At 35.1% G+C, this 21,675-nt stretch carries 21 protein-coding genes; 7 read left to right on the forward strand and 14 right to left on the reverse strand.

What is annotated here, in order from left to right:
- The first annotated feature begins 3 nt into the window (after nt 1-3).
- Together NW240_RS02620 and NW240_RS02625 are read left to right on the forward strand one after the other, a co-directional pair.
- Nucleotides 4-666: a TrkA family potassium uptake protein gene (locus NW240_RS02620; RefSeq protein ID WP_258435896.1), complete on the forward strand. Its 663-nt coding sequence runs from the start codon at nt 4-6 to the stop codon at nt 664-666.
- Between the two features lie 877 nt (nt 667-1,543).
- Complete coding sequence (locus tag NW240_RS02625; RefSeq protein ID WP_258435897.1) at nt 1,544-2,989, forward strand: G5 domain-containing protein; 1,446 nt, start codon at nt 1,544-1,546, stop codon at nt 2,987-2,989.
- Nucleotides 2,990-3,079: 90 nt separating this feature from the next.
- On the opposite strand, the gene NW240_RS02630 is transcribed toward NW240_RS02625, so the two are convergent.
- The 10 genes from NW240_RS02630 to NW240_RS02675 form a co-directional block, all read right to left on the reverse strand.
- Nucleotides 3,080-4,645, reverse strand: a complete 1,566-nt coding sequence (locus NW240_RS02630) for a CAP domain-containing protein (RefSeq protein ID WP_258435898.1) — start codon at nt 4,643-4,645, stop codon at nt 3,080-3,082.
- Nucleotides 4,646-4,863: 218 nt separating this feature from the next.
- Entirely contained in the window at nt 4,864-5,784 is a 921-nt protein-coding gene (locus NW240_RS02635; RefSeq protein WP_258435899.1) for a metal ABC transporter solute-binding protein, Zn/Mn family, read from the reverse strand.
- Nucleotides 5,785-5,963: 179 nt separating this feature from the next.
- Nucleotides 5,964-7,103: a metal ABC transporter permease gene (locus tag NW240_RS02640; protein WP_258435900.1), complete on the reverse strand. Its 1,140-nt coding sequence runs from the start codon at nt 7,101-7,103 to the stop codon at nt 5,964-5,966.
- Nucleotides 7,104-7,979, reverse strand: coding sequence for a metal ABC transporter permease (locus NW240_RS02645; protein WP_258435901.1), 876 nt, complete (start codon nt 7,977-7,979; stop codon nt 7,104-7,106).
- Nucleotide 7,980: 1 nt separating this feature from the next.
- Nucleotides 7,981-8,706, reverse strand: coding sequence for a metal ABC transporter ATP-binding protein (locus NW240_RS02650; RefSeq protein ID WP_258435902.1), 726 nt, complete (start codon nt 8,704-8,706; stop codon nt 7,981-7,983).
- A gap of 81 nt (nt 8,707-8,787) precedes the next feature.
- Nucleotides 8,788-9,708 carry a metal ABC transporter solute-binding protein, Zn/Mn family gene (locus tag NW240_RS02655; RefSeq protein WP_258435903.1) on the reverse strand — a complete coding sequence of 307 codons (921 nt, stop codon included), beginning with the start codon at nt 9,706-9,708 and terminating at the stop codon, nt 8,788-8,790.
- A gap of 158 nt (nt 9,709-9,866) precedes the next feature.
- The gene (locus NW240_RS02660; RefSeq protein ID WP_258435904.1) at nt 9,867-10,145 is read right to left on the reverse strand and encodes a hypothetical protein; all 279 of its coding nucleotides are present in this window, start codon (nt 10,143-10,145) and stop codon (nt 9,867-9,869) included.
- Between the two features lie 5 nt (nt 10,146-10,150).
- On the reverse strand, nt 10,151-10,384 hold the full coding sequence (locus NW240_RS02665; protein WP_258435905.1) for a heavy-metal-associated domain-containing protein: 234 nt from the start codon (nt 10,382-10,384) through the stop codon (nt 10,151-10,153).
- Between the two features lie 75 nt (nt 10,385-10,459).
- Nucleotides 10,460-12,328 (reverse strand): heavy metal translocating P-type ATPase, encoded by a 1,869-nt coding sequence (locus NW240_RS02670; protein ID WP_258435906.1) that lies wholly within the window; start codon nt 12,326-12,328, stop codon nt 10,460-10,462.
- A 136-nt stretch (nt 12,329-12,464) separates the two neighbouring features.
- Nucleotides 12,465-13,151, reverse strand: a complete 687-nt coding sequence (locus tag NW240_RS02675; RefSeq protein WP_396134557.1) for a Crp/Fnr family transcriptional regulator — start codon at nt 13,149-13,151, stop codon at nt 12,465-12,467.
- A 141-nt stretch (nt 13,152-13,292) separates the two neighbouring features.
- Between NW240_RS02675 and NW240_RS02680 the strand changes: the two genes are divergently transcribed.
- Nucleotides 13,293-14,255, forward strand: coding sequence for an asparaginase (locus tag NW240_RS02680; protein ID WP_258435908.1), 963 nt, complete (start codon nt 13,293-13,295; stop codon nt 14,253-14,255).
- Nucleotides 14,256-14,315: 60 nt separating this feature from the next.
- Here NW240_RS02680 and NW240_RS02685 read toward each other — a convergent pair whose 3' ends face one another.
- Together NW240_RS02685 and NW240_RS02690 are read right to left on the reverse strand one after the other, a co-directional pair.
- Nucleotides 14,316-14,597, reverse strand: a complete 282-nt coding sequence (locus tag NW240_RS02685; RefSeq protein WP_258435909.1) for a GNAT family N-acetyltransferase — start codon at nt 14,595-14,597, stop codon at nt 14,316-14,318.
- Nucleotides 14,598-14,766: 169 nt separating this feature from the next.
- Nucleotides 14,767-15,768 carry an ornithine cyclodeaminase family protein gene (locus NW240_RS02690; RefSeq protein WP_258435910.1) on the reverse strand — a complete coding sequence of 334 codons (1,002 nt, stop codon included), beginning with the start codon at nt 15,766-15,768 and terminating at the stop codon, nt 14,767-14,769.
- A gap of 273 nt (nt 15,769-16,041) precedes the next feature.
- On the opposite strand from NW240_RS02690, the gene NW240_RS02695 reads away from it, so the two are divergent.
- Entirely contained in the window at nt 16,042-16,821 is a 780-nt protein-coding gene (locus tag NW240_RS02695; protein WP_258435912.1) for a threonine/serine exporter family protein, read from the forward strand.
- 25 nt (nt 16,822-16,846) lie between these two features.
- On the opposite strand, the gene NW240_RS02700 is transcribed toward NW240_RS02695, so the two are convergent.
- A complete protein-coding gene (locus NW240_RS02700; protein WP_258435913.1) occupies nt 16,847-17,569 on the reverse strand; it encodes a conjugal transfer protein TraX in 723 nt (240 codons plus the stop codon).
- A gap of 108 nt (nt 17,570-17,677) precedes the next feature.
- On the reverse strand, nt 17,678-18,571 hold the full coding sequence (locus NW240_RS02705) for an LCP family protein (protein ID WP_258435914.1): 894 nt from the start codon (nt 18,569-18,571) through the stop codon (nt 17,678-17,680).
- 181 nt (nt 18,572-18,752) lie between these two features.
- Here NW240_RS02705 and galU point away from each other — a divergent pair, with 181 nt between their 5' ends.
- The 3 genes from galU (at nt 18,753) to atpB (ending at nt 21,658) form a co-directional block, all read left to right on the forward strand.
- Complete coding sequence (gene galU, locus NW240_RS02710) at nt 18,753-19,625, forward strand: UTP--glucose-1-phosphate uridylyltransferase GalU (RefSeq protein WP_258435915.1); 873 nt, start codon at nt 18,753-18,755, stop codon at nt 19,623-19,625.
- Between the two features lie 9 nt (nt 19,626-19,634).
- On the forward strand, nt 19,635-20,516 hold the full coding sequence (locus tag NW240_RS02715) for a UTP--glucose-1-phosphate uridylyltransferase (protein WP_258435916.1): 882 nt from the start codon (nt 19,635-19,637) through the stop codon (nt 20,514-20,516).
- A gap of 434 nt (nt 20,517-20,950) precedes the next feature.
- Nucleotides 20,951-21,658, forward strand: coding sequence for a F0F1 ATP synthase subunit A (gene atpB, locus NW240_RS02720; protein WP_258435917.1), 708 nt, complete (start codon nt 20,951-20,953; stop codon nt 21,656-21,658).
- Nucleotides 21,659-21,675 lie beyond the last annotated feature (17 nt).

Here is a 21,675-nt window from a genome sequence, read left to right on the forward strand (position 1 = left end):
GAAATGAAAGAATATTTAGTAATAGGAGCAGGTCGTTTTGGCCGAAGTTTAGCTGAAAACTTAATGAAATTAGGCCATGAGGTCATTATTATTGATAATCGTGAAGAAAGCATCAATCGTATTGCACCTTATGTAACACATGCCATATGTGCTGATATCAAAAATATTGAAGTTTTTCACGAACTCGGTTTAGCAAATATCCAAACAGCCATTATTGCTATTGGATCTGATTTAGAAGCATCTATCTTAGCCACGATTACTTTAAAAGAGATAGGTGTTAAAACAATCATTGGTAAAGCTTCAACTGATTATTATGCCAAAGTTTTGAAAAAGGTTGGAATTGACAAAGTTATCATCCCAGAAAAAGAAAGCGGACGTAAATTAGCTTATAATTTATCCTCTAAGAACTTAGTAGATTACTTTAACATTGTGGACGACTATTCAATCTTTGAAGTTACAGCACCTAAGGTTTGGGTAGGAAAAAATATTATTCAGCTCGATATTCGTGCCAAACATGGTTTTAATATAGTTGGCATTATACGTGAATCTGGTGAATTCTTAGGAAATCCTGAACCGCATTCTGTTATTCAAGACGGTGACATGCTAGTTATCTTAGGGACATCTAAAGACTTTATTACAGTTGAAAAACTAATTAATAAAGAGTAAGTGTAACTAAATTTATTGTAATATTAAAAGCAAGCGACTAAGATTCATTAGTGCTTGCTTTTTACTATTAGATATAATTTTCCAACCAAAGGGGAGGAGCATTTAATTTATGTTTTAGTTTACATAATATACATTATCTTATTTATTTGCGCGAGATGCTGCAAGTTGATTAACTGGATTATATCTATAATTTAAATTAATAAGCTTCTTAAATTTAACAGATAATGCTAGATATATTGTTTAAAAATTTTATAAACTTTATAATTTTAAAACTTTATAGCTTAAAAGCTCAGCTACATTTTCTTATCTCTTTACATTCTTAACTACAAAGTTCCTAAAATCTGATATATATTCTCCTAATTAAACCTTTACTTACTTCTAAAGTTTATATTACAAATTAATACTCTTAATAATTTTTAAAGTTACAACTGTTCATTTTATAATATACTTCTCAAAATAATTCTAAAATTTAAAGATTTATTAAGTATAATCTACCATATAAAGAAAATTATCATTATACTACTGCAAAAAATATTTTCCTATGACCCTACTCTACTATCCTAGACTAATCACTCTATTACTATTAAAAATAGTACATAATTTTAATAAAATTTTAAATATGTAAAATTAAAAAAATACTCAAATATAAAAATATTAAAATCACATTAAATGGATATTAATATTTGAACTCATTTAGTTTTTATAACCTTATAATTAGGACTTTATAATTTCTTATGCTACAATAAATTTATAAAGGAGTGATTTTATCAAAAATAAATCAATTACAACCATAGCGCTATTAACCGCTATTAGTCCCCTACTCACAAATATAACTGTTTATGGTGAAGATACTAACCGAGTTATCAATTCTTCTGAAATGGTTTCAGAAATTAACGAAGAGAGTGAAGAAGATAGAATTTCTTTGGTTCTTGATTCAACGAACAATAGTGTTGAGTTAGAAAATGACAATCAAGCAGAAAATTTACCTGAAGAGAATAATATTACTAATAATAGTTTAATTGAAGATAAAAAAAATGAAGCAAATATCATTTCAGTGATTGATGAAGAATCAAATGAAGTTCAAACCTTTTCATTAACAGCAAATGTATTACCCGATGGTACTTTTGATCACAACTCTGAATTAACCCCAGATTCAGAAGTTAACTTCACTACTGTAAATGATAAATATCCAATATTACGAAAGGGACGCGTGTATAACGTAGCTTTCCCTTTTAAGGATAGCGACACAGGTGTTTGGAGAGTTAGATTCATTAATACAGATGTCTTAAATAAATACAATATTACTTCAACTAATAGTGAGCATAATTTTTATGACACCATTACATTCGAACCCTTACCAAACGAAAAATTCAGATTTCCTAAAAATACACAAGTTCCTTTTTCTGTTCATTCCCCTGTCTCTGGTTTAGCAAATGTAGAAATCTTAGTTCAAGATGGAGCTGGAAATATTTCTAAAGTTATACATGTTTTTAAGTTTGCAGAACCACTTCCTTTTGAAGTTATACGCGAAGCTGATCTTAATTTAAATCCTGGTGAAGAAAAAGTCGCACAAGAAGGAAAAAATGGTGGTGTGGTCAGAAATGCATTGGAAAATCAAACAAAAGACGAAATAGTAAAAGCAAAAGTAGACAAAATTATTAAATATGGACCCGCTGAGTTACCTTTTGAAACTATACGTAAACCAAATATAAATCTTAAACCTAGTGAAGAAAAAGTTGTTAACGAAGGCGCTGTCGGACGTATTGATGAAGAAGATAATATTTTAAAGGCAAAAGTCGACAAAGTTATTGAATATGGACCTGCTGAATCACCTTTCGATACCATACGCAAACCTAATCTTGACCTTAAACCTGGTGAAGAAAAAGTTGTTAACGAAGGTACTTACGGACGTATTGATGAAGAGGATAATATTTTAAAAGAAAAAGTAGATAAATTGGTGGAATATGGTCCTGCTGAGCTACCTTTCGATACTATACGCGAGCCTAATTCTGATCTTAAACCCGGTGAAGAAAAAGTTGTCACAGAGGGTGTTGTCGGTCGTGTTGATGAAGAGGGAAAAATTTTAAAGAATAAAGTAGATGAAGTTATTGAATATGGACCAGAAGGAAAATCAACAGTTCCTGCTGAACCTACAGACCCTAAAAAGCCAACCAATCCTTCTTCTCCAAAAGAACGAACAGAATTTAAATTACCATCAACGGGAGAGATTGTTTTCCCGTTTGAGCTATCAGCTTTCTTATTATTACTTTTAGGATTTTTTATTCAACCATTTACAAAAAAAATTAAAAAACATGTAAAATAATTTAAAAAGAGGTTAGTTTAAAAGAGCATTAGATTAACATGTAATCTAATGCTCTTTGTTTTATTATAAATGTATTTTTGAAATTAAATATTACTTTAGTTCATCTTGAAACTTTTGATCTTCTTCTATTAAGTATTGAATATCATTTTGAGCATCTTCAGACTGATAATATGACTTATCTTTAGACTCTTCTAAGTAGTCAAGATAACCTTCTGGTGAATGTGTTGGGTCAGGATTTGAAGCATCACCTTTAGGAACAGAATAATCTTCTGTACTATTAACTTCTAGTGATTGGGTTCCATAATATTGTGTCGCATAAATTGAATTAGTATTTTCATCAAAATAAATACCTGTACCCACATCTTCAAAACGATCGTCCATCATACTTAATCTATGACCTCGATTAATATTACCCTCGCCATCTTTTTGATTAATATCTCCATACCACGATAATATAATATCCTTACCAATTTCTTCTGCAGAAATAGTTTCAATAGGATTAGATCCGAAAGTTTTATTGTAAAGATTTGCTACAGTTGCCGGCTCATTAGCTTTTAAATCTTTATTATTATCGTATCCTTCTTCTTGAACAAATTTGAAATCATCTTGGTGTCCAAAATTACCAGATGTGTGTAGATTTTCTGCATTTCGGTTAGCAGCCTTTTCTAATTGAGCATTCTCATTAAATACTCCAAGATTATTTTTCTCTCTGAATCCATTTAAGACTCTTAGAGCTTCTGCTTTCACTTTACGAATATAACTCTCTAATGGTGTCTCTGGATTGGTTGGTGTCGTTGGATCTGTTGGATCTTTCGGATCTGTTGGATCTTTCGGATCTGTTGGATCTTTCGGATCTGTTGGGTCCTTTGGATCTGTTGGGTCCTTCGGATCTGTTGGGTCCTTCGGATCTGTTGGGTCCTTCGGATCTGTTGGGTCCTTCGGATCTGTTGGATCTTTCGGATCTGTTGGGTCCTTCGGATCTGTTGGGTCCTTCGGATCTGTTGGTGTTGTGGAGACTGAATCTTCTGAATCGGATTTATCTGGAGTCGTTAACTTATCATTATCATTTTTGATGTTTTCGTTCGCTGATTCATCTCCATCAATCAAGTTATTATTATTCTCACTTGAATTATCAATATCAGATGAGCTATTGTCATTATTTGAATTGTTCTTATCGGCAGCTGAACTATCAGTTGTTTGTTGGATATCAACAACCTCTTCTGAAGAAATTTCGCCATCCACTAGGATGATGTCTCCTGCTAAGATAAAGTCATAATCTTTTATGCCATTCATTTTTGCTAAATCTTCTACTGGCATTTCAAGAGCTTGAGCAATTAGACTCAATGTGTCTCCCCATTGAATAATATAACCAGGAAGATCTAGAGCTTTTTGTCGTTCCATTTCTTTCTTAACATCTTCTAAAGAATTTGATTTCCATTCCATTTTAACAGCATCGAGTGCTTTTTCCATTTCTTGAATTACTTCTTCAGACTTAATGAATTCGTCCTTATCTTCAAATTTTGAGGATAACATACTAGTACTAATCTGTTCGATACCTGTACTTTGAGCAAAAACATTAATTTGCTGTGAAACAATTCCTAAAGAAAGCGAAGAAACGATTGTTGCGGCTAACCATGCCCCTTTAACTTTTTTCATTAACTTGAAGCCCTCCCTTGAATTAACATTATGATACTGATTACGACTGATCATGAAACCCTCTCCCTTATATATATTTATACATTTATATTGTACCATAGAAAAAAGGAACAAAGCGAAGTTTTACAAAATTAAATCCAATAAAAAAAACTTATCGATATATTAAATTGTACTTAAAGTAAAAAAGCACATCGAGAATCTCTCGTGTGCTCTTCGTTTTATTTTAAGTTATTTACAATTAGATCAACATTGTGCTCAACCATATCAATGAAGGTATCACCATCTTGTCCTTCTGGTGCTAAGGAATCTGAAAATAATTCTTGTCCTTCTCCACTAACTACTTTAACTTCAAAACCTTTCTTAGCACAAGCTTCTTTTAATTTCTCCATTCGTGCTGGGTCAGTGGTTGATTCAGCAAAAATGGCTTTAATCTTATTATTAACAATAAAATCGACTGTATCATCGATATCCTTGTTTGATACTTCTGAATCAGTACTTACACCTTGAGGCGCATGAACTGGAATGTTATAGGATCTTGAAAAGTAATTAAAAGCATCGTGTGGAGTGATTAAGAATCGGCTCTCTTCAGGAATAGAACCAATCTTTTCTTTAACCTCTTTATCTAATTCCATTAATTCTTCTTTATAGTCTTCTGTATTATTCATAATTTCTTCTTTATGTTCAGGAACTAAGCTGATTAATGATTCTGCTGCTCTTTCAGTGGCTTGTTGATACAAGTCCAAGTTGAACCAGAAGTGAGGATCGACGGTCATACTCCCTTCATCATCCATAACCCCTATCTCATTCGAATCAAAATTTTCAGAAACGGCAACTCCTAAAGATTCAAGAACTTCTGTCATCTTTCCTTCAAAATGTAAACCATGGTATAAGACTAAATCGGCTTCTTCTAACTTTTTAATATCTTGAGGTCTTGGTTCATATAAGTGCGGATCCTCACCTGCTGGTATAATCATATCAACTGATATAAAATCACCTGCTAAATGTTTGACCATATCATTTAAAAAAGAAGTAGTCACTGTAACAGACGGCATTTTCTTAGCTGAAGCACTTAATGGGACACCACTAACCGATCCTAGCATTAAAAACATTGCAACGACAACTTTAACAAATTTTTTCATATTAAATCTCCTTTTTTAGGTTACCCTAATAATTTTATATGTTTATAATAATAATTTTTAGGGTTGTTGTCAACACATTTTTAGGCTAACCTAAAAAATACAAATTATAACTATCCAAGATCTAGTACAAAAAAAGAATCTAAACCTTTGATAGGTATAGATTCTTTTATTTCTTTTAATTATAACTTATAAGCTTCTTTTAAAGATTGATACCTTACTTGACCTTTAGAAGTTAAGCGATAGGTGTCTTTGTGCGTGTCGTGAAAGACCTCATCGTTCTTTATTAAACGATTACCCACCTTTTCTATTTGATCTTGTTTCCACTGTAAATGCTCTTTCATAGACTGGAAGCCAGCTTCCTCCAATTCATTGGCTGTATTACGATGATTAGCTAAATGCATGATAAACAGCTCTTCCTTTAAGCTTTGTTTTTGCTGAACTTTACGAACCATTTGAGTGATAAAACCATTGCGGTTGAACAAGAATGTCAATCCAAAAGTAATACCAGCTATGGTTGCGGTCATACCTGATAAGGAAACGTTTAAACCGAGTCCAATAAAATAACCTAAGACAGAGTTGACAATCGCATACAAACAAGCAACTATCAGCATGTGATTTAATTTTTTAACGATAAGATAGGCAGAAGCTGCCGGTGCAATCAAGAAAGATATTACTAAGATCGCCCCAACGGCATCAAAGGCTACTACTGTGGTAATGGATGTTAATAACATCAAAGCGTAAAACAGTATTAACTGAGTAAATCCAGCCACTTGAGCAAACTGAGAATCAAAAGTAGTGATTTTTAATTCTTTGTAAAAGATTAGAATAAATAAGGCATTTAATAAAAGCATGAATCCCATCTGTAATGCTGATTTAGCTACTGAAAAGCCAAAAAAGTCGACTCGACTTAGAGAAGCCATGCCTACATCTCCCATTAGTACAGCATCGGTATCTAAATGGACATTTCCACCATACTTAGTAATTAAGATAACCGATAAAGCGAAAAATAAGGGATAAACAACTCCAACAGCATCGTCATTTTTAATTAAACCAGTGTTGGAAAGACTTTCTACCCCCCACACGGTGAATACACCGATTAATGCGGCTCCCACAATCAACAAAGGAGAAGTTAAATCATGTGCAATAAAGTATGCAAGAACGATCCCTAAGAGTACTGTATGCGAAATCGCGTCTCCTAACATAGATAAGTTTCTTAATAAAAGGAAACAACCGATAATGGCACAAGCTAATGCTGTTAAAACCAGAATAATTAAGGATTCAAAAGTTATATCAAATAATAAGAAAATATTCTCAATCATTTATTTGACCTCCCTTTTTGAAACGAGTTTCTTTTGAACAATTCCATTTCTACCTAAAAGCATGGATAACAAGGCAAAGATTGATAGAACAAGAATAATAGTAGGTCCTGTACTCATTCCGTTATATTGGGTAGATATATAAGTACCAATCACTGCGGAAACACCACCAAAAATTCCTGAAAGAATTAAGACTCGTTCAAAGCGGTGGCTCCACTGCATGGCTGCAATCGATGGGACAATTAAAATCGAAGCGATTAAAATAGTACCGACAAGTTTTAAGCCCACAGCAATTAAACTCATGGTCATGACTAAGATAATACTATAGAGAATAACCGGTTTAACCCCAATTGTTTTGGCGTAAACTTCATCAAAAACGAAGAGTTTAATTTCTTTCTTAAAAAGAATCAAAATAAAGATGGATACAACAGCCACAATTAAGATAATTTTTAAGTCTTTTTCCATGATATAAGATGCCTGACCAAACAGATAATTCTTTAAACCGGCTTGGGAAGCTCCCTTAAATCGAGGATTACCAGAAATATTACTTTTTAACACCATACCAAAACCAAAGAATGAAGATAAAATAATGGCTAAGATAGCATCTAATTTTAATTTGGAGTGCTGGTCGATGATTTGAATTAAACCATAGGCCAATCCTCCACTAATAACAGCGCCTATCATCATGGTCACGGTATCTTTTGACAGGGTCAACATAAAGGCTAAAACAATCCCCGGATAGGTGGCATGCCCAATGGCGTCACCAATCAGTGATTGCCCTTTAAAAACACTCACTGCCCCTACCGCTCCTGAAGCGGAAGCTAATAAAAAAGTCGAGAGTGCAATTAATACGAAGGAATAACTAGTTAAGACATCCATCTTAAATTTCGCCTCCCCAAGTCATATTTGCTTTAACTAAATTATCATGATTAAAGACTTCTTCAGTCGAACCGGCGGCGATTAAACGTTTATTTAAAATAATCACGTGGTCAAAGTACTGTTTAATGGTATTCAAATCATGGTGAACAACAATGGAAGTATGGCCTTCTTGTTGAATACGTTTGACAAAGTCAATAAAGATTTTTTCAGTTCGCTTATCGACCCCTGCAAGAGGTTCATCCATAAAATAAATTTCCGCTTCTTGTGCAATGGCTCTGGCAATAAAGACTCTTTGCCTTTGTCCTCCAGAAAGTTGAGAAATTTGGCGGTCTTTATACTCATAGATACCGATTTCTTTAAGCGCTTGATGGGTTTTTTCATAGTCAATTTTGCGTGGACGTTTGATCCATCCTAAATGAACATAACGCCCCATTAAAACAACATCCTCAACCGTTGTGGGAAAATCCCAATTAACCTCACTTGCTTGAGGTATATAGGCTACTTTATTTTTAATTTCATTGAAGTTAGTCCCCATAATCGAAACTTTTCCAGATAAAGGCTTTTCTAATTCAAGAATCCCTTTAATGAGGGTAGACTTACCAGCACCATTGGGTCCAATAATGGCGGTTCTAGATCCTTTAATAATTTCGAGATCAATATCCCATAATACCGGTTGTTCCTGATAAGCCATGGTAAAATCTTCTACTTTGATGAGTGCATTATTCATACTGTATCCTCCTAAGTTTCTATTAGCAAATAATAGAAAGATGCCGAGAAAAACTCGGCATAACTTTCTTTTGTATGCATCTTATTTCAAATTGTTTACAATTAAATCAACGTTATGACGGACCATTTCGATATATTTATCGCCCTCTTTTCCTTCAGGTGCTAAAGAATCTGAAAAGAGTTCTTGACCTTCCCCTCTGATAACTTTTACTTCAAAGCCTTTAGCGGCAGCTGCTTCTTTTAATTTTTCCATTCGAGCGGGATCGGTAGTTGTTTCAGCAAAGATGGCTTTAATTTTTTTCTCTACAATAAAATCAACCGTATCATCAATATCTTTATTAGAAACTTCCGAATCAGTGGTAACACCTTGTGGAGCTCGCACAGGAATATTATAGGCTCTTGAGAAATAATTAAAGGCGTCGTGGGGGGTAATTAGATAGCGGCTATCCTCTGGGATAGAAGCTATTTTTTCTTCAACTTCTTTGTCTAAGTCTTTTAATTGATTGCTGTAGTCTTCGAGATTTTTAGTGATGGTATCTTCTTGATCTGGCAATAATTCAATTAAAGCTTCTGCTGCTTTTTGAGTGGCTTCTTGATAGAGTTCAATATCAAACCAAAAATGAGGGTCGACCGCCACACCAGAAGAGCTATCCATCACTCCTACTACATTGGGATCAAAATCTTCGGTGACAGCTACGCCAATTGGTTCAAGAATATCTGACATCTTGCCTTCAAAGTGCAAACCATGATACAAAACAAGGTCTGCTGATTTTATTTTTTGCAAGTCTTGCGGTCTAGCTTCATACAAGTGAGGATCTTCTCCGGTAGGAATAATCATTTCAGTCGATACCAAGTCCCCTGCTAAATTTTGGACCATATCGTATAAAAATGAGGAAGATACTGTAACCGCAGGTTTTTCCTCTGCAAAAACTTCCGAAGAAATACTAGCAAAAGCATTTCCCATCAAAATAAACGTAAGAACAAACTTAAAAAACTTTTTCATAAATCCAACTCCTTAATTTAGGTTACCCTAATTATTTTTATAAATTGAGTATAACCTATTTAGATTTAATGTCAATTATTTTTAGGTTAATCTAAAAAATAATTATTGCTTGATAAAATAAAAAAGCAACTACTTGGAGGTAGTTGCTAAATGATTTATTACTGCTTATATAATTGATAACTTTCTTTTAGGTCATGATATGCAGCTTGATAAGTTTCACAGCCATCAGCGGGGACGGTGAAATTCTTACTTTCAAGCCTAATTTGCTCAAGATATTCCCCGACTTTTTCTGAGTCATCGATATTTTCTAAGACAGCTATAAAATAATCACGTACTACTATAAGCTCAGGATGTTTCTTGCCATGGACGCGAGCGATAGTCTGCACATAAGTGGTTAGTTTATCTTCATTGTTAAGTAGAAAGTCTTTCCATTCCATTCTTATTAATTCTCCTTTACTTTAGTTTTCTCGACTTGATAACCCATTGATTCGATATTTTTCTTAACCTCTTCAATAGACAACAAAGAATCATCAAAAGCTAACTTTACCTTACTAGCATTAAAATATACTTTAACAGAGTCTGCAGCCACTCCTTCAGTAGTTTTAACAGCCGTTTCAATTTTTGTTAAACAAGACGGACAGGCTAGACTTTCTAAATTTAAAATGGCTTGTTTCATAAGACCACTCCTTCTTTCTTATTAACTATAGTATAAGTTAATATGTATTATAAAACCTTGACCTAGGTCAAGAATCTACTCCTTTTTGATTTTAAAAGCCAATAATCTCAAGGCATTGATAATCACTAAGAGAATACTGCCTTCATGAATGAGCATTCCTAAAGACATTGACATCCAAGGACTGAATAAAAGAAATCCAATCAACAAGATGACAACGGTCAAAGCAATAACAATATTTTCCATCATATTGAGATTGGTCTTTTTACTTAAAAGATAGGCATGGACTAGATGTTTAAAATCAGATTGAACTAAAACCACATCCGAACTTTCAATCGCAACATCTGTTCCTGAACCCATAGCAATGCCTACATCCGCTTTAGCGATTGATGGACTATCATTAACTCCGTCTCCTATGAAGGCAACGGTATGACCTTTTTCTTGTTGTTCAACTAAATAATTAGCTTTGTCTTGTGGTAATAAATTTCCCATGGCTAAGTCTAAGGCTAATTCTTTAGCGACTAAGTCGACAGTTTGTTGGTTATCACCAGAGGCCAATACTAAGTTTTTAACTCCTGATTTTTTTAATAGTTCAAGATAGGGTTTAATTCCTGGTCGAATCTGATCTTTAATACCCAATACCAAAACGATTTCTTGGTTGACTGCCATGACTACAATGGAATGACCACTTTTTTCTAAAGCTTCAATCTCATTGATAACTTGATTGGTAATTTTTAAGAAGTTTCGCTCCATCAAGTCCAACTTACCGATTAAGACCTTATGTTTTTCGACTATAGCTTCAATACCTTGACCCTTAATAACGTCTGTATGCTCCACTTTTGCATTGGACGCTAATGAGCCGTAATAATTCAGAATAGCTAATGCCAAGGGATGGTCTGATTCTTTCTCAACAGCTAAAAGATAATCCAAATGATGCGACTGGAAATTACCATAACGATACTCTTGGTTAACTCGCGTCTTACCCATCGTTAAAGTTCCCGTTTTATCAAAAATCATAGTATCCACTTTAGCGAAATTTTGAATCACTTCAGAACCCTTAAGTAAAACGCCATTTTTAGCGCCATTACCAATCCCAGCCACGTTAGATACTGGAATACCAATCACTAATGCCCATGGACAACCTAAAACTAAAATAGTAATAGCGACTTCAACATCTTGCGTAATCATGCCAACTATTAGTCCAATTAATAAGACCAGTGGCGTATACCATTTAGCAAACCTATTAATAAATCGTTCTGTTGAGGACCTACTATCCTGGGCTTCTTCCACGAGCTCGATAATGCGTCCAAAAGTTGTTTCTTCGCCGACTTTATCGGTTTCAATCTGAATCGTTCCATTTTCTAAAATAGTCCCCGCAAATACACTATCACCTACTGACTTTGACAACAGCACAGATTCTCCTGTTATGGAAGCTTCATTTACAGAACCTTGCCCTTGAATAATTTTGCCATCAACCGGAACCTTGCCCCCTGTCTTTACTAAGACAATGTCACCTTCTTCCACAAAGTCGATATCTTCTTCAGCAAACTCACCGTCTTCTTGCTGGACCCATGCCAGATCAGGTGCCATCTCAGTCAGTGACTTAATCGATGAGCGGGTATAGTCTAAAGTTTTTCCTTCTAACCATGCTCCAAATAAGAAAAGAAAAGTGACAATAGCTGTTTCTTCATAATTTTGAATCATTAAGGCACCAATGGCGGCAATGGCTACTAAGACATCAATGGTAACGAGTTTGATCTTTAAGGACGAGATAGCCTGGATTAAAATTGGTAGTGTTCCAATAAGTCCTGCGACTAGCAGACCGATGTGACTAAATGGACTGTCTTTAGCCATAAAATTCAAAGAAAGCGCTAAGCCAATTAAGACTGCTTGAATCACCATTAGTTTATTTTTACTTCGTAATATCTGAATAGATAATTGATACATTTTAGTTCCCCCTTTTGTTAGCTTGACTTCATCATAGGACTTAAAAAGATTTAAAACCTTGATGCAGGTCAATAATTTATTTAAAGAGGAACTTAAAATAAAAAACTGACCATTTAATAAAATGGTCAGCCTAGTATTAATTTTTGTGAAAGAGTAGTTCATCTAAATCATTAATTTCAATGCGTTTAGAACTTAACTGTTTGATTAAGCCGGTGTCTTCTAACTCTTTAAATCGTCGACTCAATGTTTCAGGACTGGTTCCTAGGAAAGAAGCAATGTCTTTACGCGACATATCTAATTCAACAATCACTGGTCCCTCACTCGGATTTTCAACTTGATCAATTAAATAAGAAATCAAACGATTGGCTACCTGCTCAATAGAAACTTGGGTGGTTTGTTTTTCGGAATTTTCCAAGCGGTTAGACATTTCGCCTAATAGTTTGATAGCGATTTGAGGAAAATCCATTAAAAAATTATTAAAGTCACTTTGCTTTAACATACAAACAGTCGTGTTTTTCTGCGCTTGTGCATAATCTTGGTGAGGAACGGTCTGGTTAAAGATCGTTCGCTCTCCTAAAAAGTCACCCGGTCTTAAAATTTGAAGCAATTGCTCTTTACCCGACTCAACAATACGAAAGACGCGAATAGCGCCCGAATGAATAATGTAGAGAGTATCGGTTTGGTCCCCCGCTTGAAAGAGATATTCTCCTTTTTCTAATTCTTTGCGAATAATCTTTTCGCCTATTAAATCCATTGATTGGTCATCTAAATGATTAAGAATGGGAACTTGTCGGATACAGGCATGATCATGAGACATCAGCATCACCTTTTCTTAAGTTTTTTAAATAATGTGGTCGCTTCTAATCAGTTTAACCAAACTCTTATCAAAATCCAAGCTAGAGGGATTGTTTACTGAATTTGAAAGCGTTATACTTTTCTAAGAACAACCATGAGGAGTGAAAGTATGAAGAAATTACTATTAATAAATACCGGTGGCACGATTGCCATGTCTGAAGACCAAACCAGTGGTAAGGTATCCCCCTCATCTGAAAACCCAATTATTACGCAATCTTCTTTCTTTAATCAATTTGCAGATATCACAGTAGAAGATCTGATGAACATTCCTTCTCCGCATATGAATGAAGAGTTGATGCTTAATCTCAGCAATTATATTCAATCGGTATCGAATCAATACGATGGCATTTTTGTCACTCACGGAACTGATACCTTGGAAGAAACAGCCTATTTTTTAGAATTGACCCTTAATATTCCCATTCCAGTCGTTTTGACAGGAGCTATGCGCTCTAGTAACGAAATCGGGTCTGATGGCTTAGCCAATCTCCGTTCTTCCATCTTTGTGGCCCGCGATGATAAATCGCGCGGTAAGGGCGTAGTGGTAGTCATGAATGAAGAAATTCATACAGCTACCTATGTAACCAAGACCCATACCACCAATGTTGCCACTTTCCAAACACCAACATTTGGGCCGATTGGATTAATTTCAAAAAATCAAGTCATTTATTTCCAAGAATCACTTCACCGTGAATATTATAAAGTTAACTCAATTAGTAAAAAAGTTGCCTTAATTAAAACATACGCTAGCATGGGACCCGAACTCTTCCAAACGGTCCTGGATAATAATTTTGATGGCTTAGTCATTGAAGGTTTAGGGGCCGGTAATATTCCACCCGAGACACTTCAACCCATTCAAGAACTATTAGAAAAAGATATTCCAATTGTGATGGTATCTCGAGCCTTTAACGGGGTCACTGAAGATGTTTATGATTATGTTGGCGGAGGTAAGCAGCTGAAACAAATGGGAATCATTTATGCTCAAGGGTTGAGTGGTGTCAAGGCCCGTCTAAAATTGTCCTGCATCTTAAATGCGGATCAGACTGTCGAAATTGCGAAAGCATTCCATCTTTAATTACTAAATTTAAATAAAAGACCTCCAACTTTTTCGATGGAGGTCTTATTAATTATGTTATTAGGGTTCGGCCGTTATATCTTGATACTTTTCAGGATCTTTAGCGAGTTTATGCGTCACATAAGTACAAGTGGAAGTAATTTTTCTTCCTTCTCTACGTGCTTTATCTACCATGGCATTGAATAATTCACCCGCTAAACCCCTTCCTTGATTAGTAGGATGGGTAAAAGTATGAGTTACCCAAATTTTATCGCCTTCGGTCAATTCATAGACCATTTGTGCGAGTGTATTTTCTTGTTCATCTACTGCTACCAACCTTCTAGAATCATCCACGATTTTCATTGAATCCCTCTTTTCTAACTTTTTTTACTGAAAGTCACTTAAATTTATTATATAAAAAATGTAAGCGTTTGTAATCATAAAAAACTCAATTTAATCTACTTTTAATATCGAAGAAGTAAGAACTCCTAAAGCTTAAGTGTAAGTTCAATGAATATTTAAAGTAAGCTATTTAAGCCGTAAAATCAAAAGGAGTTCCTAGATTTGCCGCTAACGCTCTTTGATAGACTTCGTGAGCGACAGCAACATCAGTAGCACCAATTCCAATAGGGATACAAATAATGCGCTGATTTTTTGGATCAATCTTTTCATGCGGTCCTTTCGAAAGGTCTGCAAGGCTAGCTGTAATATCTTTTTCGGTTATTTGGCCTGACTTATAAAGAGGCTTCAGAATACCACGATTGAGTGCTTGACTAACATGGTCAACTACAATTGCATCTGATTGATGGATCAACTCATTCTCAATTTCTTGATAGGAACCCATTGGAAAGACAATCGTTCCTTTTTGTATCCACTCTTCCTTTATCAAGGCTTCTTTAGAAGGTGTTAAGGTAAAGACTGCGTCCACTTGACAAGCATCTTTACCATCTTCACAAATTATAATGTCGCCTTGAACATATCTTTGCATATCTTCTTTAAATGTTTCTGCTGAATCACGGTGGATATTCCATACCCTTAATTCTTCAATCTCAAAGACAGTTGATATAGCGTGAGTCACTTGTCTAGCCTGCTGACCTGCCCCAAACATACCAATTTTCAATTTAGGTTTATTGAGCATATATTTTAAAGCGACGGCGGCTTGTGCTCCGGTCCGCATGTTGGAAATACGTGTCCCATCTAAAACCGAAATAAAATTACCTAATCTGGCATCGACCAGCATAATCATAGCGGTGATAAATGGTAACCCCGCTTTAGCCCGTTCGCCTGCAAATCCTCCCACAAATTTTTGTCCCGCCACTTTTATAGAACCTAAATAAGCTGGCATTGCATTCAGAAAGGCTTCATGAAAAGGCCATCCCCCCATTTCCCCCATGTCGAGAGTCACTTTTCCTGGGTTAATCACTTGACCAGCCGCAAAATCTTTAAACACATTGTCGATAATTTCAACGGTATCTTCCATGGTAATAAGTTGTTTAATTGTAGAATCATTAATTAGTAAACTTGATTGATCCATTAAATCACCCCTTTATAATAATTGTATCACAGTTCAAGATAAATCTATCAATAATTTGTTGCTAATATAAATTTACAAAAATGATAAATTTTTATTATGTGTTTATTGATACTAGACTCTTATAAATTTAAAATTTTAAGCCATGAGCTCATTCTTACAATTAGTTTGACTAATAATGACTCACTTTTACTTAAAATCTCGTCAATTCTTTGACTCTACTTGCCATTTACAGCAATAGGCTCTAGAATATAAAAAAAGAGAGAGGGTGTTTGAATGCGGATTTTCTATAAAAAAGTTTTTAAATTAGCACGCTTAGCTGGAAAGATTCTCTTAGAATCCAATGCCGAAGAGTATCGTGTTGAGGATACGACTTTAAGAATCCTTCAAACAACCGGCTTAGATTCCCCTTCTAGCTATTCCAACACCACCGGTCTTTTTCTTTCTCTTACAGATACAAAACTGGCAGAATTCAGCTTTTCCGAGATTGTGCGTATTAATAAACGGCAAAACAATATCCAACACATCGTTAAAGTGAATGATATTTCAAGAGCCTACGTTTCAGGAGAAATATCTGTTGATCAAGCTTATGAGGCTTTAAACAATATCCAGACCGATGAATATGGATTTATTATTAAGTATATTAATCTAATCTTGATCGTTCTTTTCGTTATTCTCTTCGGTGGGACCCCACTAGATATGTTAGTAGCTTTTCTAATTGGCTGCTTAATATTAACTTTAGATTATTGGCGCAAAACAACCTTTCTCACTGACTTCTTATTTAATATTCTCTCCATAGCTCTTGGCTCTTTAACTGTCAAGTTGATTGATGCCAGTTTTCCATCGACGATTCATCCCGTCATCATTCTAGGGGCTATGATCATGCCAAATTATCCAGTGACTTCAGCGACCAATGCCATGCGCGACATTCTTAAAGGCAATAATCTAGCGGGAATTATCAAAGGCATTGATGCGGTTATGGTCATTATTTCCTTAACCATTGGTTATACCCTCAGTATTTTACTCAGCCAGATCATCCTTCCTTTTCTAAGCTAAAAACCGATTCCTAGGAATCGGTTTTTTAATTGGTATTAAATAGCATTAATTTTATCAAATAAAGCAGCAAGATATGACCCGGATAGGCCCAATAATGAAAGGCTTGCTGGACCCTACCACGTTTACCATTATAACAAAGAATAAATAAACTACTGAGAAAGACAGTCGGCATATAATATTCAAAGGAAAAGGCAGGTAGGATTGCTATAGCCTCTCTTATTCGATTACCATAAGCAAAGTAAAGAATTAAAGCGGCTAAAATACCAAACAGGTCATAATCAGCCATAGTGAAATAAGCCAAACCAAAGCATAAACTGACACTCACTAAACGCATCAACCAGTTCTCTTTAAAATGATCCAAGCACGCAAAAAGTAGTAGCGCAATTAATAATTCTATGAAAACATTTTGATGGTCCCAATAAAAAGGTTGATTGGCAAAGGCTAAGTCAAAGGGAATTTCAGAAACCACAGCTAAGAATGCTAAACGCGTAAAATAACGCTTCAAATTTCTAGTGTGATGATAACCTTCTAATAAAAGATAAAGATAAATTGGAAAAGCTAAGCGACCAATATTTCGCATAATTTCATAGACGCTGACCATCTGAGTTAAAAATTCATAACTATAATCACTCTGGTGGTTAAAAATACCCATTTCAATCAGAACTACTGCCGTATGGTCAATCACCATGAAAATTAAAGCTAACCACTTTAAATGTCCGGCTGTCAAAAAGGCCTTCGAATTCTTCATTTAAATTACACCTCACACACTTGGATAATATGCTCATTATATAAAGAAAACGCTTTTAAAACAAGAAAAAAAGACAGCTTACTTCATTCGCTAGCTGTCTATGATATTTTATTTATCGGATTCTTTTTCAAGTTTAAAAGTATCTTCATTTTCTGGATCATTGGTCAGCTTACCACTTAACTCATCCTTAATAATTTGTTGATTTTTACTAAAGGACTCTTCAGTGATTTGATCATAATAAATGCCATCTAACATAAAGCCTTCACCCTCAAATTGGTTAAAGGAAATAGTTGGACGCATATCTAAGTGAGAGACTACTAACTTACCGAGATCAAACATATTAAGGTTCATGCCTACATATTTATTTATAGCAGTTGTCATACCAATTACTTCTTTAATACCTCTGGTTTTATTTAAGGCAGCTTGAGCAATGCCGAATACCACTTGACGTTGACGTTTTTGACGAGCATAGTCACCACCAGAATTGTAGCGTTCTCTTACGTAAGCAAGAGCCATCTCGCCGTCTAAGTGAACCTCTTGACCTTCAGTAAAGGTGTAACCACTGATTTCAAAAGTAGTTGGTGGAACTACATCAATACCTCCTACTGAATCGACTACATCGGCTAAGCCTTTCATATCAACAGTAACATAATAGGGAATTTTAATGTCTAACCAGTTTTCGACTGTTTCAACTGACAATTCAGGTCCACCAAAGGCATAAGCGTGATTAATTTTATCCATCCCTCGATTAGGAATATCCACATAGGAGTCACGTGGAATAGAAGTTACGACAATATTTTCTTCTTCAGGATTGATGGTAGCTACCATCATAACATCTGAACGCCCCACTTCGGTTCGACCCAAGTCTCCCGTATCAATTCCTAATAGTAATACAGAGAATGGTTTGTTCACATCAGTCGCATGAGTGGAAACAGTCATTGTAAATAATGAAGTTATCAATAAAGCAAAAACAACAATATATTTAAAAAGTTTTTTGATCATATTTTCATCTTCCTTTCTATCTAGCGTTATTATTATAAGCTATTTAAGATTTAATTTCTAGAATTTCACAGAAAATTCCAATATATCCCTAAATATTTTATAAAATCATAGCTGGACTTAACTTGAGAAAATGATCTAAAAATCTTATGATAAAAATAATTATAATCAAAGGAGACTGTTTATGAAAGTTAGAAAAGCTGTCATCCCCGCAGCCGGTCTTGGAACCCGCTTCCTACCTGCTACAAAGGCCATGCCAAAAGAAATGCTCCCTATTATTAATAAGCCAACCATTCAATTTATTGTCGAAGAAGCCATTCAATCTGGTATTGAAGATATCTTAATAGTGACCGGACGTTCTAAGCGTCCTATTGAGGACCATTTTGATGCTAATGAAGAGTTAGAAGCCGTCTTAGAAGCCAAAGGCAAGCAAGAATTGCTAACCACTGTCAAAAATCTCAATAATATCAATCTCTTTTTTAAACGTCAATCTTATCCAAAAGGATTGGGTCATGCTGTCTTACAAGCTAAGAATTTTATTGGAGACGAACCCTTTGTCGTCATGTTAGGTGATGACTTGATGACTGACACGGTTCCCTTAACCAAACAATTAATTAATAATTACAACAATACCCATGCCTCTACTCTAGCTGTTATGTCTGTACCGCCACAAGACACCTCAAAATATGGTGTCATCGACCCGGAACGCCAATACGAAAAAGGTATCTATAATGTAAGACGTTTTGTCGAAAAGCCATCTCCTGAAGTAGCTCCGTCCAACCTAGCTATTATTGGACGCTACCTCTTAACACCAGAAATATTTTCTCTTTTAGAAACACAACCGGCTGGTGCGGGCAATGAGATTCAGTTAACCGATGCGATTGACCGATTAAATAAAATCCAACGCGTCTTTGCCTTAGAGTTTAATGGTCGTCGTTATGATGTGGGGAATAAATTCGGATACATGGAAACGGTCATTGAATATGGTCTCACTCTTCCGGAATTACGAGACGATTTAATCGAATTTATCAAATCCACTGTCAAGGAGCGCTTATAGGAGGTTATTATGTCTAAAATTCAAGTTAAAAAAGCTGTTATTCCAGCTGCCGGTTTAGGCACGCGCTTTTTACCCGCAACTAAGGCCATTGCTAAAGAAATATTACCTATTATTGATAAGCCAGCCATCCAATTCATTGTCGAAGAAGCCTTAGATGCTGGCATTGAAGATATTTTAATTATTACAGGTAAAGGAAAGCAAGAAATTGAAGACCATTTTGATGCCAACTTTACCCTCGAACAAAATTTAAAAGCCAAAGGTAAGGATAAGCTACTGAGACTAGCTACTGAAACATCCAACTTAAATATTCATTACACCAGACAAGACCATCCTAGAGGTCTAGGAGATGCAGTTCGTCACGCCAAAGCCTTTAACGGAAATGATCCTTTCCTCCTTCTTTTAGGAGATGATATCATTCGGGGAGAAAACCTTTCTAAACAAATTATTGATCTCTATGCAGAAAAAGAACAAACGGTGATTGCTGGCGTTCGGGTTGATCCGAACAAGACCAAGAATTATGGTATTTTAGATATTCAAGAAACAGCAAACCCTCATGTCTTCCAAGTAGTCGATATGATTGAAAAACCGCAAAATCATGCACCTTCTAACATGGCTGCGGCGGGTCGCTATATTCTAGAACCAGCCATATTTAAAATCTTAGATGAGCTTGAAGCCGGTCCAACGGGTGAAGTTGAATTAACTGATGCCTTAATTCAATTACAAAAAACTCAACCACTACTAGCCTTTGAATATCAAGGCGAATGGTTTGAAGTGGGAGACGCCAAAGGGATGCTCCAAGCTTCTATTATATTTGCGCTCGACCATCCAGAAGTTAAAGATGAATTTGTTCCTTATCTTAAAAAATTAGCTGAAAAGTTTGCGGACGTATAGTAATTAAAGCAGAGTCAATTTATGACCCTGCTTTTTATTCTTAAAATGATAAAGGCTTTATAAGTCTAAAACGAATCGCTTAATTTGTATTTGAACAATAAATTAAAAAAAAATTCAACAATATTCGTCCCTATAAATTGTAATATATTGCAACACTTAAATAATAATTTATGTCATTTTATGTAAGCGAATAAAAAACGATTGTATCCCCTATTCTATTGCTAATAAACTCAGTAATTATTTGAAAACTTTAGTAAGACGGTCTTATGATTAAAGTGCTATAAAAGCTAAAGCACTACGATTTCTTTTGAAAGTCTAAGAAATTGTGCTATAGTGGATATAAGTGCTAAAATTTTACTTTTTTCTCAGGAAAATAGTTTAACTGTTTAATAAGTTTAAAATAAGCATTAAAACTTATGAAAGAAGGAATCTGAATGGAAGATACACCGATTGTTCATTTTCTCGGCCTTTCTTTTAACTTCAACACATTAATTGCTACAATTGTGGTGGTGGCGATTATTTCCGTGTTGTGTTTTTTAGTTAGCCGAAGATTATCCGCCAATCATCCTTCCAAATTCCAAGTCTTGATGGAAATCATCATCGAATTTGTTGAAGGCATCTGTGACTCAACCCTCGGTCAACACCAAAATGTTTATGTCAATTTAGGGTTGACCTTTTTCTTGTTCATTTTTGTTTCAAACTTAATTGGACTACCCTTTTTAATTGTGTCAGAGCATGAATCATTTTGGCGTAGCCCGACGGCTGATCCCATTGTAACCATTTCTTTAGCAATCATTGCTATATTATCGGGGCACATTCTAGGAATTAAGAAGAATGGTTTAGGCGGTCACCTTAAGAGCTTCTACGCTAGCCCTAACATTTTAAAATTACCACTACAGCTCGTTGAAGAAACTATTAATACAACTACTTTAGCCTTACGTTTGTTCGGTAATATTTTCGCAGGAGAAGTTTTAGTTGGACTGATTGCTAAGTTCGCTATGATCTTAATTCCATTTACTTGGGCATTGGCAGTCCCCTTACAATTCGTATGGCAAGGCTTCTCTGTCTTTATTGGTGCCATCCAGGCCTATATTTTTACCACACTAACCATGGTTTACTTATCACATAAAATTAATCATTAATCCAAATACAAAGGAGA

This window comes from Facklamia sp. 7083-14-GEN3 (assembly GCF_024742075.1).
GTDB lineage: Bacteria > Bacillota > Bacilli > Lactobacillales > Aerococcaceae > Facklamia.